The organism is Pseudomonas sp. NY15354, assembly GCF_048068075.1.
Taxonomy (GTDB): domain Bacteria; phylum Pseudomonadota; class Gammaproteobacteria; order Pseudomonadales; family Pseudomonadaceae; genus Aquipseudomonas; species Aquipseudomonas guariconensis_C.
The window spans coordinates 1-24,381 of record NZ_JBLUPV010000019.1; the positions used below are offsets into that span (position 1 = coordinate 1).

General features: G+C 63.4%; 27 protein-coding genes. 17 read left to right on the forward strand and 10 right to left on the reverse strand.

The genetic code is table 11. The features are described from left to right. From ACNFCH_RS17505 to moaB, 4 genes are all read left to right on the forward strand, one after another. A partial coding sequence (locus ACNFCH_RS17505) for an effector protein Tle3 domain-containing protein (RefSeq protein WP_416743208.1) occupies positions 1 to 345 on the forward strand: 345 nt, incomplete at its 5' end. Continuing rightward, on the forward strand, positions 332 to 1,999 hold the full coding sequence (locus ACNFCH_RS17510) for a type VI lipase adapter Tla3 domain-containing protein (protein WP_416743209.1): 1,668 nt from the start codon (positions 332 to 334) through the stop codon (positions 1,997 to 1,999). The genes ACNFCH_RS17505 and ACNFCH_RS17510, both read left to right, overlap by 14 nt. Further along, entirely contained in the window at positions 1,996 to 2,271 is a 276-nt protein-coding gene (locus ACNFCH_RS17515) for a PAAR domain-containing protein (protein ID WP_081337479.1), read from the forward strand. Before ACNFCH_RS17510 ends, ACNFCH_RS17515 begins: the two co-directional genes overlap by 4 nt. 90 nt (positions 2,272 to 2,361) lie before the next feature. Then, positions 2,362 to 2,925: a molybdenum cofactor biosynthesis protein B gene (moaB, locus tag ACNFCH_RS17520; protein ID WP_254170971.1), complete on the forward strand. Its 564-nt coding sequence runs from the start codon at positions 2,362 to 2,364 to the stop codon at positions 2,923 to 2,925. A gap of 295 nt (positions 2,926 to 3,220) precedes the next feature. On the opposite strand, the gene ACNFCH_RS17525 is transcribed toward moaB, so the two are convergent. Together ACNFCH_RS17525 and moaA are read right to left on the reverse strand one after the other, a co-directional pair. Beyond that, positions 3,221 to 4,120 (reverse strand): bestrophin family protein, encoded by a 900-nt coding sequence (locus ACNFCH_RS17525; protein ID WP_337159818.1) that lies wholly within the window; start codon positions 4,118 to 4,120, stop codon positions 3,221 to 3,223. A gap of 20 nt (positions 4,121 to 4,140) precedes the next feature. Next, on the reverse strand, positions 4,141 to 5,145 hold the full coding sequence (gene moaA / locus ACNFCH_RS17530) for a GTP 3',8-cyclase MoaA (RefSeq protein WP_337159941.1): 1,005 nt from the start codon (positions 5,143 to 5,145) through the stop codon (positions 4,141 to 4,143). A 276-nt stretch (positions 5,146 to 5,421) separates the two neighbouring features. Between moaA and ACNFCH_RS17535 the strand changes: the two genes are divergently transcribed. Next, entirely contained in the window at positions 5,422 to 7,749 is a 2,328-nt protein-coding gene (locus ACNFCH_RS17535) for an FdhF/YdeP family oxidoreductase (RefSeq protein WP_337159820.1), read from the forward strand. A gap of 31 nt (positions 7,750 to 7,780) precedes the next feature. Here ACNFCH_RS17535 and ACNFCH_RS17540 read toward each other — a convergent pair whose 3' ends face one another. Then, positions 7,781 to 8,239, reverse strand: a complete 459-nt coding sequence (locus ACNFCH_RS17540) for an Lrp/AsnC family transcriptional regulator (protein ID WP_070093290.1) — start codon at positions 8,237 to 8,239, stop codon at positions 7,781 to 7,783. A 156-nt stretch (positions 8,240 to 8,395) separates the two neighbouring features. On the opposite strand from ACNFCH_RS17540, the gene ACNFCH_RS17545 reads away from it, so the two are divergent. Further along, entirely contained in the window at positions 8,396 to 9,580 is a 1,185-nt protein-coding gene (locus ACNFCH_RS17545; protein ID WP_416743210.1) for a trans-sulfuration enzyme family protein, read from the forward strand. A gap of 113 nt (positions 9,581 to 9,693) precedes the next feature. Here ACNFCH_RS17545 and ACNFCH_RS17550 read toward each other — a convergent pair whose 3' ends face one another. Continuing rightward, positions 9,694 to 9,927 carry a YdcH family protein gene (locus ACNFCH_RS17550; RefSeq protein ID WP_043215824.1) on the reverse strand — a complete coding sequence of 78 codons (234 nt, stop codon included), beginning with the start codon at positions 9,925 to 9,927 and terminating at the stop codon, positions 9,694 to 9,696. Positions 9,928 to 10,045: 118 nt separating this feature from the next. Between ACNFCH_RS17550 and ACNFCH_RS17555 the strand changes: the two genes are divergently transcribed. The 5 genes from ACNFCH_RS17555 (at position 10,046) to ACNFCH_RS17575 (ending at position 14,723) form a co-directional block, all read left to right on the forward strand. Next, positions 10,046 to 10,414, forward strand: a complete 369-nt coding sequence (locus ACNFCH_RS17555) for a 5-carboxymethyl-2-hydroxymuconate Delta-isomerase (protein ID WP_337159826.1) — start codon at positions 10,046 to 10,048, stop codon at positions 10,412 to 10,414. A 157-nt stretch (positions 10,415 to 10,571) separates the two neighbouring features. Then, on the forward strand, positions 10,572 to 12,209 hold the full coding sequence (locus ACNFCH_RS17560) for a phosphoethanolamine transferase (RefSeq protein ID WP_416743211.1): 1,638 nt from the start codon (positions 10,572 to 10,574) through the stop codon (positions 12,207 to 12,209). 79 nt (positions 12,210 to 12,288) lie between these two features. Next, on the forward strand, positions 12,289 to 13,419 hold the full coding sequence (rnd, locus tag ACNFCH_RS17565; RefSeq protein WP_337159830.1) for a ribonuclease D: 1,131 nt from the start codon (positions 12,289 to 12,291) through the stop codon (positions 13,417 to 13,419). Further along, positions 13,419 to 13,712: a YcgL domain-containing protein gene (locus ACNFCH_RS17570; RefSeq protein WP_070093285.1), complete on the forward strand. Its 294-nt coding sequence runs from the start codon at positions 13,419 to 13,421 to the stop codon at positions 13,710 to 13,712. The genes rnd and ACNFCH_RS17570 overlap by 1 nt, the downstream gene beginning before the upstream one ends. Before the next feature lie 78 nt (positions 13,713 to 13,790). Next, positions 13,791 to 14,723: a D-2-hydroxyacid dehydrogenase gene (locus tag ACNFCH_RS17575; protein WP_416743212.1), complete on the forward strand. Its 933-nt coding sequence runs from the start codon at positions 13,791 to 13,793 to the stop codon at positions 14,721 to 14,723. A gap of 159 nt (positions 14,724 to 14,882) precedes the next feature. Here ACNFCH_RS17575 and ACNFCH_RS17580 read toward each other — a convergent pair whose 3' ends face one another. Next, positions 14,883 to 15,476: a nitroreductase family protein gene (locus ACNFCH_RS17580; protein WP_070093283.1), complete on the reverse strand. Its 594-nt coding sequence runs from the start codon at positions 15,474 to 15,476 to the stop codon at positions 14,883 to 14,885. Positions 15,477 to 15,620: 144 nt separating this feature from the next. On the opposite strand from ACNFCH_RS17580, the gene ACNFCH_RS17585 reads away from it, so the two are divergent. Then, a complete protein-coding gene (locus tag ACNFCH_RS17585; protein WP_196164716.1) occupies positions 15,621 to 16,070 on the forward strand; it encodes a YcgN family cysteine cluster protein in 450 nt (149 codons plus the stop codon). A 50-nt stretch (positions 16,071 to 16,120) separates the two neighbouring features. Further along, entirely contained in the window at positions 16,121 to 17,329 is a 1,209-nt protein-coding gene (locus ACNFCH_RS17590) for a hypothetical protein (RefSeq protein ID WP_416743213.1), read from the forward strand. 215 nt (positions 17,330 to 17,544) lie between these two features. Here ACNFCH_RS17590 and ACNFCH_RS17595 read toward each other — a convergent pair whose 3' ends face one another. The 3 genes from ACNFCH_RS17595 to ACNFCH_RS17605 all read right to left on the reverse strand — a co-directional run bounded on the left by ACNFCH_RS17595 (position 17,545) and on the right by ACNFCH_RS17605 (position 18,868). After that, the gene (locus ACNFCH_RS17595) at positions 17,545 to 17,826 is read right to left on the reverse strand and encodes a DUF2892 domain-containing protein (protein WP_416743214.1); all 282 of its coding nucleotides are present in this window, start codon (positions 17,824 to 17,826) and stop codon (positions 17,545 to 17,547) included. 129 nt (positions 17,827 to 17,955) lie between these two features. Next, a complete protein-coding gene (locus ACNFCH_RS17600; protein WP_070093279.1) occupies positions 17,956 to 18,426 on the reverse strand; it encodes an RNA methyltransferase in 471 nt (156 codons plus the stop codon). A gap of 70 nt (positions 18,427 to 18,496) precedes the next feature. Continuing rightward, positions 18,497 to 18,868: a YajD family HNH nuclease gene (locus ACNFCH_RS17605; RefSeq protein WP_070093278.1), complete on the reverse strand. Its 372-nt coding sequence runs from the start codon at positions 18,866 to 18,868 to the stop codon at positions 18,497 to 18,499. A 133-nt stretch (positions 18,869 to 19,001) separates the two neighbouring features. On the opposite strand from ACNFCH_RS17605, the gene ACNFCH_RS17610 reads away from it, so the two are divergent. Next, on the forward strand, positions 19,002 to 19,286 hold the full coding sequence (locus tag ACNFCH_RS17610; RefSeq protein ID WP_337159838.1) for a hypothetical protein: 285 nt from the start codon (positions 19,002 to 19,004) through the stop codon (positions 19,284 to 19,286). Positions 19,287 to 19,325: 39 nt separating this feature from the next. Here ACNFCH_RS17610 and ACNFCH_RS17615 read toward each other — a convergent pair whose 3' ends face one another. After that, positions 19,326 to 21,368, reverse strand: a complete 2,043-nt coding sequence (locus ACNFCH_RS17615) for a S9 family peptidase (RefSeq protein WP_337159840.1) — start codon at positions 21,366 to 21,368, stop codon at positions 19,326 to 19,328. A gap of 109 nt (positions 21,369 to 21,477) precedes the next feature. Between ACNFCH_RS17615 and ACNFCH_RS17620 the strand changes: the two genes are divergently transcribed. Genes ACNFCH_RS17620 through ACNFCH_RS17630 form a run of 3 tightly spaced genes read left to right on the forward strand, consistent with a single transcriptional unit; the run spans position 21,478 to position 23,305 of the window. Then, positions 21,478 to 21,981: an MFS transporter gene (locus ACNFCH_RS17620; RefSeq protein WP_416743215.1), complete on the forward strand. Its 504-nt coding sequence runs from the start codon at positions 21,478 to 21,480 to the stop codon at positions 21,979 to 21,981. 16 nt (positions 21,982 to 21,997) lie between these two features. After that, positions 21,998 to 22,771 carry a class II glutamine amidotransferase gene (locus ACNFCH_RS17625; protein ID WP_337159844.1) on the forward strand — a complete coding sequence of 258 codons (774 nt, stop codon included), beginning with the start codon at positions 21,998 to 22,000 and terminating at the stop codon, positions 22,769 to 22,771. Positions 22,772 to 22,783: 12 nt separating this feature from the next. After that, positions 22,784 to 23,305, forward strand: coding sequence for a DUF2937 family protein (locus ACNFCH_RS17630; RefSeq protein WP_337159846.1), 522 nt, complete (start codon positions 22,784 to 22,786; stop codon positions 23,303 to 23,305). Positions 23,306 to 23,432: 127 nt separating this feature from the next. On the opposite strand, the gene ACNFCH_RS17635 is transcribed toward ACNFCH_RS17630, so the two are convergent. After that, positions 23,433 to 24,344, reverse strand: coding sequence for a LysR family transcriptional regulator (locus ACNFCH_RS17635; protein WP_337159848.1), 912 nt, complete (start codon positions 24,342 to 24,344; stop codon positions 23,433 to 23,435). Positions 24,345 to 24,381: the final 37 nt, after the last annotated feature.

Below are 24,381 nucleotides of genomic sequence, written 5' to 3' on the forward strand. Positions count from 1 at the left end.
CTGGAGACGAACAGCTACCACTCGGCAGTGTTGCGCAGCCCGGAGAACCACCGTTGGGTGACGGCCATGGATATTGCGGTGGGGCAGGCGCATTGCCTGAATGATCCGCAGCTGCGGGAGGTGTTGGTGGCGATTGCGGATTGGAAGCTAGACAGTGAGCGATTTGATGAGGTTGTTAAATTGCCTGGTTGGAAAAAACTCAGTGGTGAAACAAAGGCCTTGGTAGAAGCGTGTCATTTCTATTATGTGGAAGGTGAATTTCCTTCCACTGACTTGGTATCTCTTACGCCTCCGTCCTTAATGACTGGACTCGATAAAGAAGGAGCGCGTGGTGAAGGGAGATAAGGTAAACGATAGTGCGCGTCCCTCTCTCGGACCTTATCTTTGGTTGGCCGGCGTGCTGTTTATGCTTTGGTTCGGTTACTTGATGAACGCTTATCCAAAGGTACAGGAATTCAACATGGTACAGCGTGATATTAAGCCGCTGCTGGCTTTGGGCGTTTCAACCGCTATCGGTATCGTAGCCTTGGTTTTTAGCATCCATTGGTGGCTCAATGCCTTGGCGAGCGAAAAGGCCAAGCAGGCTGCCTATAGGCGCGAGCTTTTGGCTGCGCTCGCGGAGCAGGAGTCAGCGCCCGCACACACGTTTTCATTGGAAATACGGGGTGCAGGGGTGGCGATTCACCGAGATGCTCAGACTAGAATTTGGAAGTTTATCAAGGATAAGAATAATAATTTCGCGTCGATATACTCACGCGATCCCAAATCGTATGAAGCGTCCTTAACATCGAGACGGAGCTCTCGGAATATAAAGTCTCGCTTGGCATTTAAACACTCGGCAGGGGAGTCAGTCGCTTATTGGCCTATCCCCGTTTTCAGTATAGGTCCCCCTAAGCAGCCATCTGATACAGGCGCTGCGGCTAATATTTTGGGTGGACGAAATGCCGCCACCTTAGGGGTAACACTTTTTTTGTGGCAAGAGGCTGAGGACACCACCCATGCACAACACATGATTGAGCGGTTGTTTACGTTCTTTGATGCCAACGTGAAGGTGCCACAGGCGTTGATAGTAAGTGAGGACGGTGACATTAAACGCAACAGTTTACGCGTGGCAGGCACGCTAGGATTGCAAAATGGCCACGTCGTGCCGACCGTATACGAGAACGCGGCGGGATTACTGCTTGCCCGGTCAGATCGCGTGGATCGGTACATTCGTTTTTCCGCTGTCGATGAAGCCGAGAACAACCAAAACAAAAACACGGACTTGGGCAAGCTCTGGGCCTTTTACTGGAAGTACTCGCCTCAGTTCAGAAAGGTATATGAAGAGGCCAAGCGTGCGGAGGGGATTGAGCGCCCCTATGGCCCAGGCACCATGTCCACCGCCTATTGGCAATCCAAACTCCCCGAACTCTGGCAAACCATCAGCAACCGAGGCCCCGGTCATTTCGAGCCGTCCCCGTGGTTGCCCATCCGCTGGGCCCAACACCAGGTCAAAGAGTTCGACGCCTCGCCAGTATTGGGTTATCTGCACCGCCCGATCAAAGTGCCGATGCAGGATGAAAACGGCAAGCGCCTGAAGCCCGCGTTGCAGGCCAAGGCGTTGCAAGCCGGTTGGTTGCAAGCGCTGGAAACCTTGCCCAAGGGCCATGAGCCCGTGCGGGTGTTCTACGACACCACCCATAACCTCGAAGCGGAAATCGCCCTCACCAACGCCCTGCATGCACTCAACACCGACGGTCATGGCCTGGACATTGGCAACGTGGAGGAGGGCTATGACATCGGCCGACGCCTGGGCAATACCGGTGTCAGCGGTGCGCTGGTGCAGATCAACCTGGCGACCATCGCCAGTTACCTGGAGGGTGGCACGAGTGCGGTGGTGTATGCCGGCGCTGATGGCAGCCTGACGGTGCAGATGGTCCGCCCACCGGATGAAGCGCGCAAAGCGAAGAACCGCAAGACGCGTGGCCAGGACCCGTTCAGCTACGGTTCTCCCGGATGAGCGCGCCTGTTTGCCTGGGCGACCCTATCAGCAGCGGTGGTCGTGTAGTGGCCTGCCAACTGGCCGGTTCCCATACGCTCAACGGTCAGACGCCGGCCGTGGTCGGTGACAAGGCCAGGTGCCCCTTGCACAAGGGGGAGTTCGCTTTTATCGAAGGGCACCCGAACCGACGCTTGAACGGCATCCCCGTCGTGTTGCAAGGGCACCGATTGGCCTGTGGTTGTCAGGGCATGGCGAGCCACGCGCTGACACTGTTGACGCATTCACCTTGATGGCGTTGGGGTCTGATAGACACCCTCGATAATGCGGTTTGCCATATCGATTGGACGCCGCCCGGGGCTAGGCCCTAGCGTGGCGGGACAATGCCCTACGCAGAGGAACCCAAGGTGAGTGTGAAACCGGATGCGGTGTTCGTACCGCTCAATGTCGCCGTGCTGACCGTCAGCGATACCCGCACCTTTGATAATGACACCTCGGGCGAGCTGCTTGCCACCCGGGCGGTGGAGGTCGGGCATCGCCTGGTGGCGCGAGCGCTGCTCAAGGACGATCTCTACAAGATCCGCGCCCAGGTTGCCCAATGGATCGCCGATGATCAGGTGCAGGTGGTGATGATCACCGGCGGCACGGGATTCACCGGGCGCGACAGCACGCCGGAGGCGGTGGAGTGTTTGCTGGACAAGCGCATCGATGGCTTCGGTGAGTTGTTCCGGGCGTTGTCGATCCTCGATATCGGCACCTCGACCGTACAGAGCCGGGCCCTGGCCGGATTGGCCAACGGCACCTTGGTCTGCTGCCTGCCAGGCTCGACCGGAGCCTGCCGCACGGCCTGGGAAGGCATTCTGGTGGAGCAACTGGACGCGCGGCACCGGCCATGCAATTTCGTCCCCCACCTCAAGGCGGTGGGGGCCTGCGAAAGCCGGGGGTAGACAAGCGGGCTGGCGCCTGTGGAAGCGGGTTTACCCGCGAATGCGGTGTTGGATCCACTGACGTATTCGCGGGTGAACCCGCTCCCACAGGGTCTGTGGCGTGGCTCACGGCAGTGGTTCAGCTCAACACCTGATCGGCTGGCATCAGCACCAGCGATAGCGGTTCATGCGCTGTATCGGGTATGTGCAATTGACACTTGTGGGAGCGGGTTTACCCGCGAATGCGGTGATGGATCCACTGATGTATTCGCGGGTGAACCCGCACAGGGTACGTGGCGTGGCCCGCGAGAGTTGCTCAGCTCAGCACATGATCGACGGGCATCAACGCCGGTGGTAGCGGCTCGTGGCCCAGTGCCGAGAGCACGTCGCGCTCGACGGTGCGTACCAAGGCGTCGGTCGGTAGGTCGTTTTCGTCGCGTCCGAAGGGGTCTTCCAGCTCGTTGCCGATGGCGTCCAGGCCGAAGAAGGTGTAGCTGATGATGGTGGTGAACGCCGGGGCTAGCCAGCCCAGGGGTTCGGCCAGGGCGAAGGGCAACAACAGGCAGAAGATGTAGCTGGTACGGTGCAACAGCAAGGTATAGGGGAAGGGCATCGGCGTGGTCTTGATCCGTTCGCAGGTCGCCTGCACCTGCGACATCCCCACCAGGCGCTGTTCCAGCAAGGTATAGCGCCATTCGCTGATCTGCTTGTCGTGCGCCAGGCGCGAGCACACTTCGCCGATTTCTCGCAGGATGGCATCGCAAGGGTTGTACGAGCCTGCGCGTGGGGCTTCGTCCAGCCAGGGGCCGGCAGCCCGCAGTTCGTCTTCGTTGCGCAGGCGCGCGTTCAGGGCATGGGCAAAGCCACACAGCCCGCGAAGCAGCCGGGCGCGCAGGTGTTCGTCATCGATCGCCTGGCTTTGGCGGATGAACGAGCGGGTCTCGATGAGCAACTGCCCCCAGGCCTTGCGGCCCTCCCACCAACGGTCGTAACAGACGTTGTTGCGAAAACTCATGAAGATCGACAGCGACAGGCCCAGCAGCGTGAAGGGCGTGGCACTGACCGGGTAGAAGAACGCCGGGAAGTGATGCTCGACCAACACGATCAGCGCGGCCAGCACAGTCACCATCAGGCAGCGTAGGGCGATGCGCTTGACGATCGACCCCTTGAGGGTGAAGAGCACGCGCAGCACATCGGGGCGGGGATGGACGATCATGGTGTTCCAGAGGCGGCCGGTCAGCCGCCGGTCATGTTCATGAAACGCAGGATCTGCACCTCGCCGCCGACCTCGAAATGGTGGCGGTAGGGCTTGAGCTGCATGGCATCGCGAATGGCCTGCTCCAGGCGCTCGGCGTCGCCTGGGTGGGCGCGCAGGATCTGCTTGAGGTCCATCGAGTGCTCGTTGCCCAGGCAGAGTAGCAGGCGGCCCTCGACGGTGAGGCGTACGCGGTTGCAGGTGGCGCAGAAGTTGTGGCTGTGGGGCGAGATGAAACCGACCCGGGTTTGTGGTGCTTCGGCCAAACGCCAGTAGCGGGCCGGGCCTTGGGACGATTCGGCCGACTCGACCAGGGTGAAATGCTCGGCGATGCGTGCGCGCACGTCGTCGCTGGAGCAGTAGGACTCGCCGCGTTCATGCTCGTTGATCACACCCAGTGGCATTTCCTCGATGAAGGAGATGTCCAGGTCACGATCAACGGCAAAGCGCACCAGGTCGACGATTTCATGATCGTTGCGGCCCTTGAGCACCACGCAGTTGAGCTTGGTACGGCGGAAACCAGCGCTGCGCGCGGCGTCGATGCCGGCGATCACCTGGTTCAGATCCCCCGTGCGGGTCAGGCTGCGGAAACGCTCGGCATCGAGGCTGTCCAGGCTGATGTTCAGGCGTGACACGCCAGCGTCGAACAGCGGCTGGGCCAGGCGGCCCAGTTGCGAGCCGTTGCTGGTCAGGCACAGTTCGCGCAGGCCTGGCAGGGCGGCGATGCGTGTGCACAGCTCGACGATGCCTTGGCGTACCAGGGGCTCGCCACCGGTCAGGCGGATCTTGCGGGTCCCCAGGGCGACGAAGCGCTCGGCCACCTGATACAGCTCCTCGAGGCTGAGAATCTGCTGGCGTGGCAGGAACTGCATGTCTTCGGCCATGCAGTAGACGCAACGGAAGTCGCAGCGGTCGGTCACCGACATCCGCAGATAGTCGATACGCCGATTGAATCCGTCGATCAGTGCCCGGGTGTTTTCTTCCACGATCGTGCTCTGCAGGTTGGGTGAAGCGGCGCGGCGCCGCGGACTCATTCCAAGCTATAACCTGTGCGCACCCCCGTCAAATTGCTTTCCCCGACTAAACGATCAGTCTCCTCTATCATGGCTGCAGGCCACGAAATACAAGGCCTGCGAGTCTTGATCGAAACCGTTTATCACGCTGTCAGGCATATCGATTGGACGCGGTGGGGCCGCTCTTCATAGGCTGGAAAAAAGCCGGACATCCATTGCCGGTGCATTTTTCAAGCGCCCGAGGACCCCATGAGCGAAGACAACCACATTAGGGATTACAACGGCCCCGCCGCGGGCTGGGGTGCGCTCAAGAGTGTGACCAAGGCCTGGCTGGGCAGCGAGAACGCCTTCAAGAACCTGCGCATGATGCTCAAGACCAACCAGAATGGCGGCTTCGACTGCCCCGGTTGCGCCTGGGGCGAGTCGCCGGAAAGCGACATGGTCAAGTTCTGCGAGAACGGCGCCAAGGCCGTCAACTGGGAGGCCACCGGGCGTTCGGTGGACCCGGCGTTCTTCGCCCAGTACAGCGTCAGCGCCCTGGCCGAGCAAAGCGACTACTGGCTCGAGTACCAAGGCCGCCTGACCCACCCCATGCGCTATGACGCGGCCACCGACCATTACGTGGAAACCACCTGGGACGAGGCCTTCGCGCTGATCGCGCGGCACCTCAACGCGCTGGAATCGCCGGACCAGGCTGAGTTCTATACCTCCGGCCGGGCGAGCAACGAGGCGGCGTTCCTGTACCAGCTGTTCGTGCGCGCCTTCGGCACCAACAACTTCCCCGACTGCTCGAACATGTGCCACGAGGCCAGCGGCGTGGGCATGTCCAGCACCTTGGGCGTGGGCAAGGGCACCGTGGTCTTCCATGATCTGGAAGAAGCCGACGCGATCTTCGTCATCGGCCAGAACCCTGGCACCAACCACCCGCGCATGCTCGAGCCGCTGCGTGAGGCGGTCAAGCGTGGCGCCCAGGTGGTGTGCTTCAACCCGCTCAAGGAGCGGGGCCTGGAGCGTTTCCAGCATCCGCAGCACCCGTTCGAGATGCTCAGTAACGGCTCGGAACCGACCAACACTGCATATTTCCGCCCGGCCCTGGGCGGCGACATGGCGGTCATGCGTGGCATTGCCAAGTTCCTGCTGCTGTGGGAACGGGAGGCCCAGGCCAAGGGCGAGCCGGCGGTTTTCGACCATGCCTTCATCGCCGAGCACACCGATGGCGTGGACGCCTACCTGGCAGCAGTGGACGCGACTTCCTGGGAGCACATCGTCGAACAGTCCGGCCTGAACCTGGCCGAGATCGAACTGGCCGCGCGCATGTACCGCAAGGCCGAGCGGGTGATCATGTGCTGGGCCATGGGCGTGACCCAACATCGCCATTCGGTGCCGACCGTGCAGGAGATCGTCAACCTGCAGTTGCTGCGCGGCAACGTCGGCAAGCCAGGCGCGGGCCTGTCGCCGGTGCGCGGCCACAGCAACGTGCAGGGCGACCGCACCATGGGCATCGACGAGAAGCCCCCGGCGCGTCTGCTCGATGCCCTGGAAAAACGCTTCCAGTTCAAGGTTCCCCGTGCCCATGGTCATAACGCCGTGCTGGCGATCAAGGCCATGGAAGAACAGCGCGCCAAGGTGTTCATCGGTCTGGGCGGCAACTTTGCCCAGGCCACACCCGATACCCCGCGCACCCACGCGGCGATGCGCAACTGTGCGCTGACCGTGCAGATCTCCACCAAGCTCAACCGCTCGCACCTGGTGACCGGCCGCGACGCGTTGATCCTGCCGTGCCTGGGCCGTACCGAGATCGACCTGCAGGCCGAAGGCCCGCAAGGCGTCACGGTCGAGGACACCTTCAGCATGGTGCATATCTCCCACGGGCAGCTCAAACCCCGCTCTCCACACCTGCGCTCGGAGCCGGCAATCATTGCCGGCATGGCCCAGGCGACTCTGGGCAAACACCCGATCGATTGGACGTGGGCCGTTGGCGACTATGCGCGCATCCGCGACCTGATCGCCGATGTGATCCCAGGCTTTGCCGACTTCAACGCGCGTCTGGCACAACCGGGAGGTTTCCACTTGGGCAACGCGGCGGCCAGGCGCGAGTGGAACACGGCCACCGGCAAGGCCCAGTTCACGCCCAGCGCATTGCCTGAACAGCTGGTCAACGCCCAGGTCTTGGCGCGTGGCGACAAGCCGGACCTGATCCTGCAGACCCTGCGCTCGCACGATCAGTACAACACCACCCTGTACGGCCTGGACGACCGCTATCGGGGCGTGTTCGGCCTGCGCGAGGTGGTGTTCGTCAATGAGGCCGACATCCGCCGCCTGGGCTTCGAGCCTGGCGAGCACGTGGACATGGTGTCGCTTTGGGAAGACGGCCGCGAACGACGGGTATCGGGCTTCCGCCTGGTGGCTTATGACCTGCCCGAGGGCCAGGCGGCCGCCTACTACCCAGAGACCAACCCGCTGGTGCCGCTGGACAGCTATGGCGAGGGGACCTACACCCCGACGTCGAAGTTCGTGGCGATCAAGTTCGAAAAGGCCAAACCGGGGAATCGGATCGAGGTGAGCTACGCCGGGTGAGGAGCGGGGGCTGCAAAGCAGCCCCTGGCATTCATCGGTGCACCGGATACGCCGTGGTGTATTTCATCTGTTCCATGGCAAAGCTCGAGGTGATGTTCGACAGGCCGTCGGTACTGGTGATCAGCTTCTTGTAGAAGCGGTCGTACGCGGCGATATCGCCCACCACCACCCGCAGCATGTAGTCCCAGTCGCCGGACATGCGGTACACCTCCATCACCTCCTCGAACCCGGTCACGACCTTGGCGAATTGCTCGAGCCAGGCGCTGTCATGACGCTGGGTCTTGAGCTGGACGAACACGGTCAGCCCCAGGCCCAGCTTCTCGGGGTCGAGCAAGGCGACGCGGCCACGGATGAAACCCTCGTCCTCCAGACGCTTGACCCGCTTCCAGCAGGGCGTGGTCGAGAGGTTGACCGCTTCGGCCAGGTCCTTGAGGGAGATGGAGGCATCGCGCTGGAGCAGGGTGAGGATATGTTGGTCGAAACTGTCCATAGCGGTCTTGGGCGCACGTTGAGAAAAAGTTTCTCGAGATTAGCGCGTTGGTAGAACCACGAGAATAGCCAGGCAGCTCCAGCGATAGATTCATCCCTCGCTCGGCGATGGGCAGCAGATATGCCATAGTGGCGCCTTCCTCCCTCATCATCGTCAATGGACCCGACCATGTCCGACAACAAGCCGCGCAATTTCGCCACCCGTACCATTCACGCCGGCGAGCAGACCAGTGTCGCCGACAACGCCATCTTCCCGGCCATCGTCACCACCAGTTCGTTCATCAAGCGCGGCCTGGATGATCATCCCGAATACGCCTACAGCCGGGTCAGCAACCCCACTCGCCATGCCTATGAAACCTGCGTCGCCGCCCTGGAAGAGGGCGTGGGCGCGGTCGCCACCGCTTCGGGTGTCGGCGCCACGGCCACGGTGCTGGAGCTGCTGTCCAAGGACGCCCATGTGGTGGTGATGAACGGCGTGTACGGCGGCACCTTCCGCCTGCTGGAGGACTACCGTAGCCGCACCTCGGGCCTGACCACCACCTACGTCGACCTGAACGACCTGGACGCCGTGGCCGCTGCCATCCGTCCCGAGACTCAATTGATCTGGATCGAATCGCCGACCAACCCGTTGCTGCACCTGGTGGATATCCAGGCAGTGTGCACGCTGGCCCGTGAACGCGGCATCCTCACCTGCATCGACAACACCTTCTGCTCGCCCTGGAACCAGCGGCCGATCACTCTGGGCGTCGATCTGGTGATGCACTCGGCGAGCAAGTACATCGGTGGCCACTCCGACCTGATCGGCGGCGTGGTGGTGGCTGCCAATGACGAGCTGCTCAAGCGCCTGCGCCGGATCAGCATGGCCGTGGGGGCGATCCAGGGGCCGTTCGACTGCTACCTGGCCCTGCGTGGGCTCAAGACCCTCGACGTGCGCATGGAGCGCCAGTGTGCCAACGCCCTGCGCGTGGCCCAGTTCCTGGAAGGGCATCCGCAGGTCGAGCAGGTGTACTACCCGGAGCTCGAAAGCCATCCGCAGCATGACCTGTGCAAGCGCCAGATGCGTGCTGGCGGTGCGGTGGTGGCGATGAAGATCAAGGGCGATCGGGCCGCAGTCAACCGCCTGGTGGAGGCACTGTCGATCTTTGTCCTGGCCGATTCGCTGGGTGGGGTGGAGAGCATGATCAACCACTCCTGGACCATGTCTCACAACTCCCTGAGCCCCGAACAGAAGGGGCAGATGGGCATCAGTGAAAACCTGTTGCGCCTGTCGGTGGGTATCGAGGATTACCGCGACTTGATCGAGGATCTGGATACCGGACTCAAGGCATCGGCCGAGGTGTAACGGCAACCGCTTGCGTCAAATGTCTGGGCGCTTTCGCGGGTGAACCCGCTCCCACAGGCTTTCGCCGCACCGGTGGGAGCGGGTTCACCCGCGGAGGGTTTTGAAGGGGGAGGTCATCTGGCGGGATGAACGATCCGTTCGATCTTGTCCTTGATCAACAGCCGCTCCTTGCGCAAGCGGTTCACCGCATCGTCTGCGGTACCGTTGCCTTCGGCGGCCACCACTTCCTTGTCCTTGGCGTTGTACTCCTTGTGCAGTTGATGGAGCGTCTGGTCCTTGTCGATCAGCGCCTGGAAATCGTCAGCGGAAATGTGCAGGTCAGCGAGCAGATCATGCGGGACTGGCATTTCTTCACCTCGGGTCAGGGGTTGGCAAAAAGTCCTGAACCTTGAGGATAGTCGCCTTTGCCCGGTTGCGGGACTGGAGTAGGCTGTGGCACTCCTGCCATGACCTGGAACCCGCGCCATGCCTCATCTGAACCTGGAATACAGCGACAACCTGGCCGACCTGAACGTCGATCTGCTGCTGATGCGCCTGAACCACACCCTGGTGGGCAGCGGTCAGTTTGCCGACGAGCTGGACATCAAGAGCCGTGCCCAGGCCTTCGCCCAGTACCGGGTGGGCACCGCACCGGTCGAGCGGGCGTTTGCCCATGTACGTCTGGCGATTCTCAGCGGGCGGTCGGCAGAGGTGAAGAAGCAGTTGTCCGCGAGCCTGCTGGAGGTGCTGCGCGATGTGATTACCGCCCGAGAAGGGTTGGATATCCAGCTGTGCGTGGAGGTCCAGGATATCGAGCGCGAGCCTTACGCCAAGCTCCACCTGGCCGCCAAGTAAAAATGAAATTCATTTAATATTAAAAAGATATCAGCCAACCCTTTGTTGGCGTCTTTTTCACAAAATATTGATGGTGCGCTTTCTAGAGTTCGGCCAACTTCCCCGGTGCCCAGCCAGGTGCGTGGGCCGATCTTAATTCTTGACTGCGAACATCACCTTGAACATCAAAACACTGCGGGCCGAATGGGTCACGTTGCTGGCCAGTCTGTACCTGTTGATCGGGTTCAATACCGCGCTCTGGGCTCACTTGGAAACCGTTGTGCCGCCCGGCATGGTGGGGATGTGGCTGTTGCTGGCCTTCGCTGTGCTGATGCTGTTCGCGTTCAACCTGCTGTTGACGCTGGTGGCGTTCAAGTATGTGCTCAAGCCGCTGTTGATCGTGTTGTTCATGAGTGGCGCGGGCGTTGCCTATTTCATGAACCAGTACGGCGTACTGATCGACACGGGCATGTTCCGCAATATGGCCGAGACCAATGTCGCCGAAGTGCGCGACCTGCTCTCGATCAAGTTCGCCCTTTACATCGGCTTGCTCGGCATCCTGCCGTCGGTGCTGCTGTGGAAAACCAAGATCGCCTACCGGCCCTGGCATCGCGAGCTGTTGGGCAAGCTGGTGGTCAGCGGTGCCTGTGTGGCGGCCCTGGGCTCGGTAGCGCTGGTCAACTACCAGGGCTTGTCTTCGCTGTTTCGTAACCACCACGAAATCCGCCTGATGCTCACCCCCAGCAACATCGTCGGCGCTTCGTTCGGCTATGTCAGCGAGCGCCTGGGCAGTGCCGCGCGGCCGTTCCAGTCCTACGGCGAGGACGCCAAGCGTGACACCGCGGCCTGGCAGCGCCACGAACGCAAGTCGCTGACCGTGCTGGTGGTGGGGGAAAGCGCCCGGGCCGAGAACTTCGGTGTGCTGGGTTATGGACGCGATACCACGCCACGCCTGCGTCAAGAACAGGGTCTGCTGGCCTTCAGCGATGTGCATTCGTGCGGCACCGAAACCGCCGTGTCGGTGCCGTGCATGTTCTCTGGCATGCCGCGCAAGGACTACGACGCTCGTGTGGCCAAGAACCGCGAAGGGCTGTTGGACATCCTCCAGCGCGCAGGCCTGAGCGTGCAGTGGCGCGACAACCAGTCCGGGTGCAAGGGTACCTGCGACCGGGTGCAGTTCGTCGATGTCAGCAACCTCAAGGACCCCACGCTGTGCGCCGATGGCGAGTGCCATGACGAGATCCTCCTGCAGGGCCTGGGCGAGCTGATCGACAACTTGAGCCAGGACACCGTGCTGGTGCTGCACCAGATGGGTAGCCATGGTCCGGATTACTACAAGCGCTACCCGGCCAGCGCCAAACGCTTTACCCCGGTGTGCCAGAGCAACGCCCTGAACCAGTGCGACCAGCAGGCCATCGTCAACAGCTATGACAACACCCTGGCCTACACGGACCAGGTGCTGGGTTCGCTGATCGATCTTTTGCGCAGTCGCCAGGACAAGGTCGACACCGCGATGATCTACCTGTCCGACCATGGCGAATCGCTGGGCGAATACAACCTGTACCTGCACGGCACGCCCTACATGCTGGCGCCCGAGCAACAGCGCCATGTGCCGTTGCTGGTGTGGTTCTCCGACAGCTATCGGCAGGATTTCTCCCTCGACACCGACTGCCTGGGCCGCCTGCGTGACGCGCCGCTGAGCCAGGACAACCTGTTCCATTCGATGCTCGGCCTGTTGCAAGTGCGCACCGAGGTCTACCAGCAATCGATGGATCTGTTCGCCAGCTGCCGGCCGTGGATGACAGCCGACCGTTGATCAAACCAAGGATGGCGCAGGTTTCACCCCCAATGCCCGCGCCGTATATACTGCGCGCCATTATTTGTGGGAGAGCCTCGTGGGCATCGAAATACACTGGATCCGAGATGACCAGACCCTGGCCGAACACTGCCAGGGCTGGCGCGAGCTGCCCTTCGTGGCCCTCGACACCGAGTTCATGCGGGTCGACACGTTCTATCCCAAGGCCGGCCTGATCCAGGTCGGTGAAGGCAACCGGGCCTTTCTGATCGACCCCTTGTTGATCCGCGACTGGCAGCCGTTGGCCGATCTGCTCGAGGACAACGGCGTGGTCAAGGTGCTGCATGCCTGCAGCGAAGACCTGGAAGTGCTCCTGCGCCTGACCGGCAAACTGCCGCAACCGCTGTTCGACACCCAGCTGGCCGCCGGCTACTTGAATATCGGCTTCTCCATGGGCTACTCGCGTCTGGTGCAAGAGGTGCTGGGCATCGAGCTGCCCAAGGGGGAAACCCGCTCGGACTGGCTGCAGCGACCGCTGTCCGAAACCCAGGTCAGCTATGCCGCCGAAGATGCCGTGCACCTGGCCGAGCTGTTCAGTGCCCTGCGCCCGCGCCTGTCGGACGACAAGTACGCCTGGGTGCTGGAAGACGGCGCCGAGCTGGTTGCCCAGTTGCGCCGCGAAGTCGAGCCGCAGTCGCTCTACCGCGATGTGAAGCTCGCCTGGAAGCTGGCCCCCCAGCAACTGGCGGTGCTGCGCGAGCTGTGCGCCTGGCGCGAGCGAGAGGCCCGCAGCCGCGACGTGCCGCGCAACCGCGTGCTGCGCGAGCACTCGCTGTGGCCGATGGCCAAGAGCCAGCCGGACAACCTGTCGGCCCTGGCCCGGATCGACGACATGCACCCGCGCACCATCCGCCAGGACGGTGAGTTCCTGCTGGGCCTGATCAAGCGCGCCGCAAACCTGCCGGCCGACCAATGGCCCCAAGCCCTGCCCGAGCCGCTGCCGATCGAGGCCTCCGGCATTCTCAAGCGCCTGCGCGCGGTCGGCCAGGCCGAAGGTGAGCGTCTGGGCATCGCCCCGGAACTGATGCTGCGCAAGAAAACCCTCGAAGCCCTGCTCAAGAGCGGCTTCCCCAATGGCCCCTATCAACTGCCCGATTCGCTGCGCGGCTGGCGTCGCGAGCGCATGGGCCAGGCCCTGCTGGACAGCCTGGCAGGTGCCGGAGAATCCTGATGAAACGTATCTGCTCGATCTACAAGAGCCCCCGCAAGAACGAAATGTACCTCTACGTGCTCAAGGCCGAAGGCCTGGAGCGTGTGCCCGAGGGCCTGATGCCCTTCTTCGGCACCCCGGTGCATGCCTTCGACCTGGTGTTGACCCCCGAGCGCAAGCTGGCCCGCGAGGACATCGCCAAGGTCCTGGAGAACCTCGACAACCAGGGTTACCACCTGCAGATGCCGCCGCCCGAGGACGACTACATCGAGCACCTGCCTGAAGAGCTGCTGCGCCGCAACGACCCGGCCTGATCCCGGCTCGGTCCCCATCGTTCGCCAAGCGGCCCGTCTACCGGGTCGCCTTCGTCGTTTGCCAAGGTTGTCTTCTACATGCGCGTTTTGATCGCTGAACAGGATCATGCCAACTATGCCCGCCTGCTGGGCGAGGCGGCGCCGGAGCTGGATATCGTGACCAGCGGCGACTCCGCCGAACTGTCGCGTCTGGCGCCTGACTGCCCGGTATGGCTGGGCCAACCCGATCTGCTGGCCAGTCTGCTGCGTCAGGGCCATGCGCCTCGCTGGATACAGTCCACTTGGGCCGGGATCACGCCGCTGCTGGCCAAGGGCCTGCCGCGTGATTACCGCCTGACCCGTGCGGTCGGTATCTTCGGCCAGGTGATGGCCGAATACATGCTCACCTACATGCTGATTCACGAGCGCGACGTGCTGGCGCGCCTGGTCAGTCAGGTCGAGCGCCGTTGGGACGATCGCCCTGGGCGCTCCCTGGAAGGACGTCGGGTGCTGGTGGTTGGCACAGGCGATATCGGCCAGCGGGTGGCCGAGTTTCTCGTGCCGTTCGGCGTGACCTTGTATGGCGTTGCCAGCAGCGCACGCGAGCAGGCGCCGTTCGTTGAAGTGGCGGGGCTCGAGGCATTGCCGCGTATGGTGGCGCAGGCCGACTACGTGCTCAACCTGCTGCCGGACACCCCAGCGACCCATGATCTGTACGACGCTGCGCTGTTCAAGTGCTTCAAGCCCAGCGCGTTGTTCATCAATGCCGGGCGCGGCGTGGCGGTGGTCGACGCCGATCTGGTCGAGGCCTTGAAACAAGGCCATCTGGCCGGGGCGGTGATCGATGTCTGCCGACAGGAGCCGTTGCCCCAGCGGCATCCGTTCTGGACGGCCTGGGGCTTGCTGTTGACCGGGCACAGCTCGGCGCCCACCTCGCCCGTGGCGATGGTGCGGTTGTTCGTCGAGAACCTGCGGGCGTATCAGGCGGGGTTGGGATTGCGCGGGGAAGTGGACTTCGCGCGCGGGTATTGAACCGACCGACGTAGCCAGTAGGAGCGGTCCGGCGCCGCGAAAGGCTGCAGCGCAGCCCCAGTCACGCTGGTGGCGCCGCTGAAAACCTGGGGCCGCTTTGCGGCCCTTTCGCGGCGCAAGGTCGCTCCTACAAATGTCGCGTTGTCCATCGGGTGGCGATCAGAGGCTGAAATCACCCTCGGCTGCCAGCTCGCTCAGCGGCCGGCGTGGGCTTGGCTCTTCACGCGCCTGCAGGGCTTCGGCCAGGCTGGCCTTGTCGCCGAGTTTGCCGATCGCAATCATTGCGTGCAGGGCGTAGCCCTCGGGAATTTTCAGCGCTTCCCGGGCCAGTTCCTGGTCGAAACCGGCCATGCCGTGGGTGTGCCAGCCGCTGATGCTGGCTTGCAGCGCCAGGTGGCCCCAGGCGGAACCGGTGTCGAAAGTGTGCCACAGGGCCGGCTTTTCCTCGCTGGCACCGGGGGCGGCGAAAGTGGTCTTGGACATCACCAGCACCAGCGCCGAGGCCTGTTGCGCCCAGCTGCGGTTGAACTCGTTGAGGATCTCCAGGTACCGCGCCCAGTGCGGCGTGTCACGGCGGGCATACAGGAAGCGCCAAGGCTGGGAGTTGTAGGCCGAAGGCGCCCAGCGCGCGGCCTCCAGGAAGCTCAACAGCGTCTGCTCGCTGATCGGCTCGGCGGTGAACGCCCTTGGCGACCAGCGGTTGATGAACTGCTCGTTGATGGCGTAGTCGGCGATGCGTGGGTTGGCGCTCATGCGTGCTCCTGCAAATGGACGGGAAAGCGCGCACGCTACTGCGTCTGATCGGCACTGACAAGCGGTCTGGCTTTGACCCGGGACAGGCTCTAGACTGGCGCCGCCGCGCGCCGCGGATTCAAGTTCAATGCAGGAACATGTGTGATGATCGCCGATACCGCGCCCTTCTGGCGGCGCAAGACCCTTGAGCAACTCGACCCGCAAGAGTGGGAGTCGCTGTGCGACGGCTGCGGCCTGTGCTGCCTGCAGAAGCTCGAGGATGAGGACGACAACAGCGTCTACTACACACGCATCGCCTGCAAACTGCTGGACCTGACCACCTGCCAGTGCAGCGACTACCCGAACCGCTTCGCCCAGGTGCCCGACTGCATTCAGCTCACACCGGGCAAAGCCGACCAGTTCAAGTGGCTGCCCACGACCTGCGGCTATCGCCTGGTCAGCGAAGGCAAGGACTTGCCCGCCTGGCATCACCTGGTCTGCGGAGATCGCAAGCAGGTGCATGAACAGCGTATTTCCCAGTCCGGGCGCATGCTCAGCGAGCACGACGTCGACGAGGACGACTGGGAAGACCACCTCATCTTCCGCGCCGGTTGATCGCGCCGCGCTTTTTCTATCTTTCGCTTCTGGGAACAAGGAGTTTCTGCATGCGTTGCCATCTGTTGTGGGTTCTGGGCCTTGTGGCCTGCACGCCGGCCTGGGCCAAGAAGGTCGACCTGGATTACCAGGTGCGCCTGCTGCCCGCGAGCGGGCAGGCCGAGGTGCACCTGACCCTGGCCGATGGCAGTGTGGTGCGCAGCCTGGATTTTGACTTGGGCAAGCATGGCGCCTACAGCGATTTTCATGCCGATGGCCAGTGGCAGGTGCAGGGCGAGCGGGGGATCTGGCGCCCGGCGTCGGGCAAGACCCAGCTCAGCTATCGCGTGCAGCTCGACCAGAAACCTCGGGGCGGTGCCTATGAAAGCCGCATCACGCCCCACTGGGCGGTGTTTCGCGGAGATCAGCTGGTGCCACCCGCGCGGCTGGACCAGCAGGACGGCACCGAGTTGCTGGCCCGTCTGGCGTTCGAGTTGCCAGCCGGCTGGAAGAGCATAGAAACCGCCTGGCCGCGCATCGGCAAGCAGAAGTTTCGCATCGACGATGTCTCGCGCCTGTTCGACCGCCCCACCGGTTGGATGCTTGCCGGCAACCTTGGCAGCCGACGGGCGCGACTAGGCGAGACGGAAGTCACTGTGGCCGCGCCGCAAGGCCAGGGTTTGCGCCGGATGGACACGCTGACGTTGTTGACCTTCGTCTGGCCGCAGGTGCAGGCCGTGTTTCCGCGCAATCCGCCCAAGCTGCTGTTGGTGGGCGCGCGGGATGAGATGTGGCGAGGGGCGCTGGGCGGGCGCAACTCCATCTATTTGCACAGCAACCGGCCCTTGATCGGTGAAAGTGGCGCGAGCCCTTTGTTGCGTGAGTTGGTTCAGGTGTTCGCTCAGATCAATGACCGCGAGGGCAGCGACTGGCTTGGCGAAAGCCTGGCGGACTACTACGCGACCGAGCTGCTGCGCCGGGCAGGGGGGATCAGTGACGACCGTTACGAGGCCTGGCAGGCGCGCCTGCACAAGCAGGCGGCCAAGGTCACGCATTTGCAGGGGGAGAAGGCCGACAGCGCCCAGGTCGCCCGAGGTGTACTGCTGCTTCAGGCCCTGGACCGCGAGATCCGCCTGCACACCCAGAACAAACGCTCGCTGGACGATGTCACCCGCGCTTTGATGCGCCTGTCCAGCGTCAGCACTGCAGAGTTCATCCAACTCAGCGAGAGCGTGCTGGGGCGGCGCTCCGAGGTGCTGGACAGCAAGGTCCTGCGCTGACCTTTTCGCGGGTAAAACCCGCTACAGGTCCAGCGACGGCAGTCAGCGCAGCGAAAAACCTGTGGGTTTACCCGCGAACACCGGCGCAGCCGGTGCCAGACACCGCGCCGCCTGTTTCGCGGCTAAAGCCGCTCCTACAGGTCCAGCGACTGCAGTCAGCGCAGCGGAAAACCTGTGGGAGCGGGTTTACCCGCGAATGCGTCGGCCCTGACAGCTCAGCCTTTGGCCTTGAGTGCCCTCAACTGCTCTGCGCTGCGTTCGATATCGTCGCGCAGGTGCAAATACTCCGCCCGGTGACGTTGCCACCACGCCTTGGTCGAGCAGTGCCCGCTGATCCCGCGGGCCAGGGCCATGCCGCCCACCATGATCTGCAGCAGCCCGAGCGGGCCGCCGTGGCGCAGGCCCTTGCCGATCATCAACGCGCCCCCCGCCAGGGAGCTGGCGCGCTCCCAGCCGTGGACATTGTGGGTATGCACAAGCAAAGGGGTATCACGCATGGCTTGGTCTCCGTGTGGGGTGTATGCAACTGACCCACTACGGCTGCTGGCCGTTCAGTCCGATTGCCAGACGGAACCTTTTGGCAAGGGTTTATCTGCGAGCAGACACTACCCCTGCAAGGGCGGCGTTCATTTGAACTTGGGCCCGGAGCGGGTATTGAGTCCCTTGGCCAGGCGGTCATACAGCACGACATTTACTGTCGCCGCCAGGTTCATGCAGCCCTGGGTCGGGATGTAGATGGTTTCTTCGCACCACGCCCGCACCTCGTCACTGAGGCTGCCGTCTTCGGGGCCGAAGATGTAGAGGGCGCGGTCGGGATGGGTGTAGTCGGGTAGGGGGCGGGCGCCTTCGACCAGTTCCACGGCCACTGGCGTGCAGCCCAAGGGGATGATGCGCTGCAGGTCGTCGATGCCGATCAGTGGGATATCGTAGTGCACGCGCTTGGTGTCGGTGACGAAGTCGCGGGCGCGCTCATAGCGCTTGCCGGTGTAGAACACCGAATTGACGCCGTAGCAACCTGCTGCGCGCATCACCGAACCTACGTTCTCTGCTGACTTGGGATTGAACAGGCCGATGCAGCTGTACCGTTTGTTTGCCACGTGCCGGGGCCCTTCGCAAAAAAAGCGCGATTATACGGGCTCACCGGCGGCAGCGGGGGCGATTCGACGATCAGTCTTTCTTGAGCAGGCTTGCAAGGCCGGCGAACGGATTGTGGGTCGCCTTGGCAACGCTTGGGGTGCTGGTGGAACCTTCGCTGAAGTACTGCTGGTCGGTGTAGCGCGAGTGCTCGTTGTCGTGGCAGTACAGGCACAACAGCTCCCAGTTGGAGCCATCCTGGGGGTTGTTGTCGTGGTTGTGGTCGCGGTGATGGACGGTGAGCTCGCTCAGGCGCTTGCCGGAGAACTCACGGGCGCAGCGGCCACAGACATGTGGGTACATCTTCAGGGCCTTGTCGCGGTAGCCCATTTCCTTGTCGCGCTTGGCGTCGGCGAGGATGCGGTCGAGGCGGGCAGTGGCGGCAGAGGTAGAGGCCGAGCTCATGGGTATTACCTTTCTTGTAATCAGGCGGATGACGGTTATACCGTTGAGTCTAGCGCGCCTGCGTTGTCCACGGACAGGCGAAAACGCAGGATTGGGCATAGCCTGTAGGTAGGTTTTAGACAGGAGGTTGCTGATGTTTCCTGCGATCCTCGCCGCACTGATCCTTGCTGTCGCGCCCTTGGCTGAGGCTGCGGGCCAGCAACCGCGGATCACCACATCGGTGCCTGGCGCACCGGGTACGCCGACGCCGACCCCTTATCCACAGATCACCCCGAGCACGCCTCCCAAGGCCGGCGACAGCCAGCCAGGCGCGCCGCTGCTGCCGCCGATGCCGCTGCCCGGCCCGCGCAAGGACCAACCCTTGCCGGGGCTGCAGCCAGATCCGCCCAAGGCGCCGGCCAAGGCGCACGAAGATTAGGGCCGCTGCGCGGCCCCGAGTGGACCCAGGGCTCCGTGGTTACACCACCCCCAGCTCGTTGAACACGAACGCATATTCCAGCGCCACATCGCGCAGCCCCTGGTAACGGCCGCTCATGCCGCCATGGCCGGCGCCCATTTCGGTCTTGAGCAGCAGCAGGTTGTCGTCGGTCTTGCAGGTGCGCAGGCGTGCCACCCATTTGGCCGCCTCCCAGTACTGCACGCGGCTGTCGTTGTAGCCGGCGACCACCAGCATGGCCGGATACGCTTGGGCCTTGAGGTTCTCGTAAGGGGCGTAGGCCTTGATCCGCTGGTACACCTCAGGCTCCTGCGGGTTGCCCCATTCGTCGTACTCGGTGACGGTCAGCGGCAGATCAGGGTCGAGCATGGTGTTGAGCACGTCGACGAACGGCACCTCGGCGATGGCGCAACGGAACAGCTCTGGACGCTGGTTGAGCACCGCGCCCATCAACAGGCCGCCAGCGCTGCCGCCACTGATGGCCAGGTGTTCGCGGTCGGTCACGCCTTCTGCGATCAGGTGTTCGGCGCAGGCGATGAAATCATCGAAGCTGTTCTGTTTGTGTTCCTGCTTGCCGGCCCGGTACCACGCCTCGCCCAGCTCGCCGCCGCCGCGCACATGGGCGATGGCGAAGGCCACGCCCCGTTGCAGCAGGCTCAGGCGGGCATGGGAGAACCACGGGTCGAGGCTTTCGCCGTACGCACCATAGCCATAGAGATAGAGCGGCACGCACTTGCCCAGATCCTCCTTGCGGCGCACCAGGCTGATCGGCACCCGGGTGCCATCCTTGGCCACCGCCCATAGGCGCTGGCTGACGTAGTCGTCGGCGTCGAATTCACCCAGCACTGGGGTCTGCTTGAGCACGGCCTGGGCGCCGCTGGCCAGGTCCAGCTGGCGTACCTGGGCCGGTCGGTTGAGCGCTTCATAGCGCAGGCGCACACGCGGGCTGATGAATTCGAGACTGTCCTGGACGTACAGGCTGTAGGCGGCATCCGGCAGTTCGACGCGGTAGGGCGGCAGATCGCGCGGACGTACTTCGATGATCGGCAGGCCGCCTTCACGCAGGCTCAAGGTCAAGGCGCTGGCGTTCAGGCTCAGGCCTTCGAGCATCACATCGTCACGGTGCGGGACCAGCACTTGCCATTGCTCGCGGCTCGGCACCTGCTCGGCCGGTGCCTGGAACAAGGCGAAGTTGATACCGTCCTGATTGCTGCGGATGAACCAGCGCCACTGGCCGTCGAGCTGGCCGTGGTCGGGGTAGTACTCGTGGTCCTCGACCCTTGGCGCCAGGCAGGTGAACGCCGCTTGCGGCGTCGCGGCGTCCAGCACCCAGGCTTCGCTGGTGGTCTTGCTGTTGAGCAGCAGCACCAGCTGGCGCTCGGAACTGGTTCGGTAGCAGTGCAGGAAGAACCGCCCGTCGGCTTCCTCGAACACGCTCTGGGCGGTGTCTTCACCGAGGGTGTGGCGGCGCAGGCGCCAAGGGCGGTGGGTGTCGTCCAGCTCGGCGAAGAACAGCGTGCGGCTGTCGTTGGCCCAGGTCATGCTGCCGTCGCAGTCCTCGAAGGGCAGGGTGGTGATCGCGCCGCTGGTCAAGTCCTTGACGTACAGGGTGTAGATTTCATCGCCGCTGGTATCGAGGCTGTAGGCGAGCAAACGGTGATCGGGGCTGACGTTGAACGTGCCCAGGGCCAGGAAGCCGCCAGCGGCCAGCACGTTGGGGTCGAGCAGCAGTTCTTCGCGGCTTTCATCGACGGTGTTGCTGTCGTCCGCCGGGCGTGGGCAACGGTAATGGCGCGGGTACTCGTCGCCTGCGGTGGTGCGGGTGTAGTAGAGGTACGGGCCCCAGGGGGAGGGCAGCGACAGGTCGGTTTCCAGGATGCGGCCCTTGATCTCCTCGAACAACTGCTCGCGCAGCGGGGCCTGGTCGGCCAGGCAGGCCTGCTGATAGGTATTTTCCGCGTTCAGGTAGTCCAACACCTGGGGAGTGTCGCGCTGCTGCAGCCAGGCGTATGGATCGGGGGCGTTGTCGGCATGGGCAATGGGCGGCTGGGGCGTGTTGGGCATGGGCAGTCTCATGGCAAGGGGCGGCCTGTACGGGATTGCCCGTGAAGAGGGCGGCGCGGTCCAAAAGTGTTTATCATAGGCGTCTCTTTACCTGGCTTGCACGAACACCATGACCGAGAACGACTATACGCTCGCCTGGGGCCTGTACGCCCTTGCCGCCCTGGGCTGCCTGTGGGTGGGTTTCAAGCTCACTGGCTGGATGTGGCGCTGGCTGCGCGAACCGCTGCGGGTGATCCTGGCGGTGCTGCTGCTGACCCCCACCATCGTTGACCCGGTCAAGGAAAGCTTCGCGCCGGCCATCGCCATCACGGCCCTGGACGTCGCCTTCAAGGTCGGCAACAACGCCTGGCGCGCTGCCTCGGACCTGGCCATGTATGGCTTGATCGCGTTCATCCTGTACGGTTTGTTCGTGGTGGTGCGCTGGCCGCTGGAAAAACGCGCCCGCGAGCGCCGGGCCAATGCCGATGCCGCCGCCAAGCGCCAGGCCGCCGAGGACGAGCAGGTGATGGTCGATGCGCCGGTCGCCGCCGACCGCCGCGACCGCTACCGCGACGACCCGTTGCCGGCAGCGCCTGTTGGCACTGGCCGTGGCCGGGTCGAGCCACGTCTGTAGGCAGAGGGCATCGAGCATGTGCGAACTGCTGGGCATGAGTGCCAACGTCCCCACCGACATCGTCTTCAGTTTCACCGGCCTGATGCAACGCGGTGGGCGTACCGGCCCGCACCGCGATGGTTGGGGCATCGGTTTCTACGAAGGGCGTGGCCTACGGGTGTTCCAGGACCCGGCCGCGAGCAGTGAGTCGGAAGTGGCCAACCTGGTGCAGCGCTACCCCATCAAGAGCGAAGTGGTCATCGGCCACATCCGCCAGGCCAACGTCGGCAAGGTGTGCCTGTCCAACACCCACCCGTTCGTACGTGAGTTGTGGGGGCGCAACTGGTGCTTTGCGCACAACGGTCAGTTGGGCGATTTCCGTGGCCAGACCACGTTTTACCGTCCCGTGGGCGACACCGACAGCGAGGCGGCCTTTTGCGATTTGCTCAACCGTGTGCGTGAAGCCTTCCCGGAACCGGTCGACATCGAACAGCTGCTGCCAGTGCTGGTCGAAGCCTGTGCCGGCTACCGCGGTCTGGGTGTGTTCAACTGTCTGTTGAGCGACGGTGACTGGCTGTTCTGCTTCTGCTCGACCAAGCTTGTGCACATCACCCGGCGTGCGCCCTTCGGGCCGGCGCGGCTTAAGGACTTCGACCTGAACGTCGACTTCCAGGCCGAAACCACCCCCAACGATGTGGTCACGGTGATCGCCACCGAGGCCCTGACCGAAAACGAGACCTGGCACCGCTACGAGCCGGGTCAATGGGCCCTGTGGCGGCATGGCGAGTGCATTGCCCACGGGCAGAGCTAGGGAAGCCATTGCATGTTCAGAGGTTACCTGCGGTTACTGTTGTTCACCTTCGGCCTGCTGGCCGGTCTCCAGGTTCCGGGGCTGATCAAGGACTACAGCCAGCGGGTCGAGGCGCACCTGTTCGAGTCGCGCGAGGCGCTCTCGGGGTTCGAGGAAACCGCCCAGCGCTTCTTCAAGGGTGACCTGCAAGCCCTCATCCGCCATTACCGCACCAGCGACGATCCGGTATTCAACAGCGATGCCAACAGCATCGAAAGCCTGCTGATCCGCAACCAGTTGCTGGAGAACGAGTGGCAGGCGCTGCAAGGCCCATGGCTGAGCCGAACCTGGCATGTGCTGGTTCAGGCCGATCCGCAACTGCGTGACGAAACCCTCAACGGCTACAGCTACCAGATCCTGCTGGTGCCCGAGGCCATCGGCTGGGGCCTGGGCGCCGGGTTCGTGCTGGCGCTGGTGGTCGAGAGCCTGCTGGTTGGGCTGGGTTGGGTGGTGCTTGGCGGGCGGCGCAAGGCGGTCAAAGAGAGCTGGCGCTAGGGGCCACTGGGTCCGTTTGGCGACCCATCGCAGGCTTCGCCGGCTGCCATCGGGCTTGCGTCGCGCTTAAGACTTACGCGGTCCTTGTGGGGGCGGGGTTACCCGCGAAGAAGTCACCGCAGTCGGCTCAGACCAGCACGATCCGCTGCTGCCCCGCATCCTGCGCATAGCGCTCCAGCACCTGCCGGCACAGGCTCACCACTTCTTCCACCAACTCCACTCCGGTCTGCCAGGCCACCACCAGCTCTAGGCTCGGCGGCGGCTGCAAGCCACCGAGCAGCACCAGCTCGCCCCGGGCAAGTTCGGCATCGACCAGCGCCGGGGGCAGGGCGCCAATGCCAAAGCCATCGCGTAGCAGGCGGGTGATGGCCGCCACCGAGTTCACGCAGTTCAACCGAGGCGTCTCGGCACCGGCCGCCTGCAGCAGGCTGAGGACTTCCTGGTGGGGGCGCGAATTTTTCGAGAAGGTGACGATGCGCTCGCGGGCAAGCTCGGCCAGTGAGGCATAGTCACGCTGCTGGGCCGAGCCTGCGGCGACGATCCAGCCCATGGGGTAGCGTGCCAGGTCCAGGCTGCGGATCGACTCCTGGCGCAGCAGGTCGGTCTGAAGGATCACATCGAGAAATCCTTTCTGCAGTTGTTCGCGCAGGTTCAGTGCGGTGTCGGCAACCAGCTCGATCTCCACCTGCGGATAGCGCTCGGTGAGCTCGGCCACCAAGGCGCTCATCCAGGTGTGGATCACCGTGTCCATCACCCCGATGCGGATCCGCCCGACCTTGGCCCGGTCACTGTCCAGCGACTGTTTCATGGCCTTGGCGGTGTCGAGCATGCGCTCGGCATACTCGAGCACCTTGCTGCCCTCCGGTGTCAGGCTGACCCCGCGCGAATCGCGCAGCAACAGCTTCACGCCCAGGTCCGCCTCCAGAGCGGCGATGCGACTGGACACCGAGGCCTGGGTGGTGAAGAGCTTCTCTGCCGTGAGACGAAAGCTCTTGAGCCGGGCGACCCAGACGAAGGTTTCGAGGAAGCGAAGGTTCATGATCAGTTTTTCTTGTTCCAGACCGGCGGTTTTTATC

Coding starts and splice junctions, on each gene's coding strand:
- ACNFCH_RS17625 (WP_337159844.1), top strand. CDS start 21,998: ATGTGCGAACTGCTGGGCATGAGTGCCAACGTCCCCACCGACATCGTC.
- ACNFCH_RS17620 (WP_416743215.1), top strand. CDS start 21,478: ATGACCGAGAACGACTATACGCTCGCCTGGGGCCTGTACGCCCTTGCC.
- ACNFCH_RS17585 (WP_196164716.1), top strand. CDS start 15,621: ATGATCGCCGATACCGCGCCCTTCTGGCGGCGCAAGACCCTTGAGCAA.
- ACNFCH_RS17570 (WP_070093285.1), top strand. CDS start 13,419: ATGAAACGTATCTGCTCGATCTACAAGAGCCCCCGCAAGAACGAAATG.
- ACNFCH_RS17525 (WP_337159818.1), bottom strand. CDS start 4,120: ATGATCGTCCATCCCCGCCCCGATGTGCTGCGCGTGCTCTTCACCCTC.
- ACNFCH_RS17635 (WP_337159848.1), bottom strand. CDS start 24,344: ATGAACCTTCGCTTCCTCGAAACCTTCGTCTGGGTCGCCCGGCTCAAG.
- ACNFCH_RS17615 (WP_337159840.1), bottom strand. CDS start 21,368: ATGCCCAACACGCCCCAGCCGCCCATTGCCCATGCCGACAACGCCCCC.
- ACNFCH_RS17610 (WP_337159838.1), top strand. CDS start 19,002: ATGTTTCCTGCGATCCTCGCCGCACTGATCCTTGCTGTCGCGCCCTTG.
- ACNFCH_RS17630 (WP_337159846.1), top strand. CDS start 22,784: ATGTTCAGAGGTTACCTGCGGTTACTGTTGTTCACCTTCGGCCTGCTG.
- ACNFCH_RS17540 (WP_070093290.1), bottom strand. CDS start 8,239: ATGGACAGTTTCGACCAACATATCCTCACCCTGCTCCAGCGCGATGCC.
- ACNFCH_RS17535 (WP_337159820.1), top strand. CDS start 5,422: ATGAGCGAAGACAACCACATTAGGGATTACAACGGCCCCGCCGCGGGC.
- ACNFCH_RS17545 (WP_416743210.1), top strand. CDS start 8,396: ATGGACCCGACCATGTCCGACAACAAGCCGCGCAATTTCGCCACCCGT.
- moaB (WP_254170971.1), top strand. CDS start 2,362: ATGCCCTACGCAGAGGAACCCAAGGTGAGTGTGAAACCGGATGCGGTG.
- ACNFCH_RS17590 (WP_416743213.1), top strand. CDS start 16,121: ATGCGTTGCCATCTGTTGTGGGTTCTGGGCCTTGTGGCCTGCACGCCG.
- ACNFCH_RS17595 (WP_416743214.1), bottom strand. CDS start 17,826: ATGCGTGATACCCCTTTGCTTGTGCATACCCACAATGTCCACGGCTGG.
- ACNFCH_RS17515 (WP_081337479.1), top strand. CDS start 1,996: ATGAGCGCGCCTGTTTGCCTGGGCGACCCTATCAGCAGCGGTGGTCGT.
- ACNFCH_RS17605 (WP_070093278.1), bottom strand. CDS start 18,868: ATGAGCTCGGCCTCTACCTCTGCCGCCACTGCCCGCCTCGACCGCATC.
- ACNFCH_RS17580 (WP_070093283.1), bottom strand. CDS start 15,476: ATGAGCGCCAACCCACGCATCGCCGACTACGCCATCAACGAGCAGTTC.
- ACNFCH_RS17555 (WP_337159826.1), top strand. CDS start 10,046: ATGCCTCATCTGAACCTGGAATACAGCGACAACCTGGCCGACCTGAAC.
- ACNFCH_RS17575 (WP_416743212.1), top strand. CDS start 13,791: ATGCGCGTTTTGATCGCTGAACAGGATCATGCCAACTATGCCCGCCTG.
- ACNFCH_RS17550 (WP_043215824.1), bottom strand. CDS start 9,927: ATGCCAGTCCCGCATGATCTGCTCGCTGACCTGCACATTTCCGCTGAC.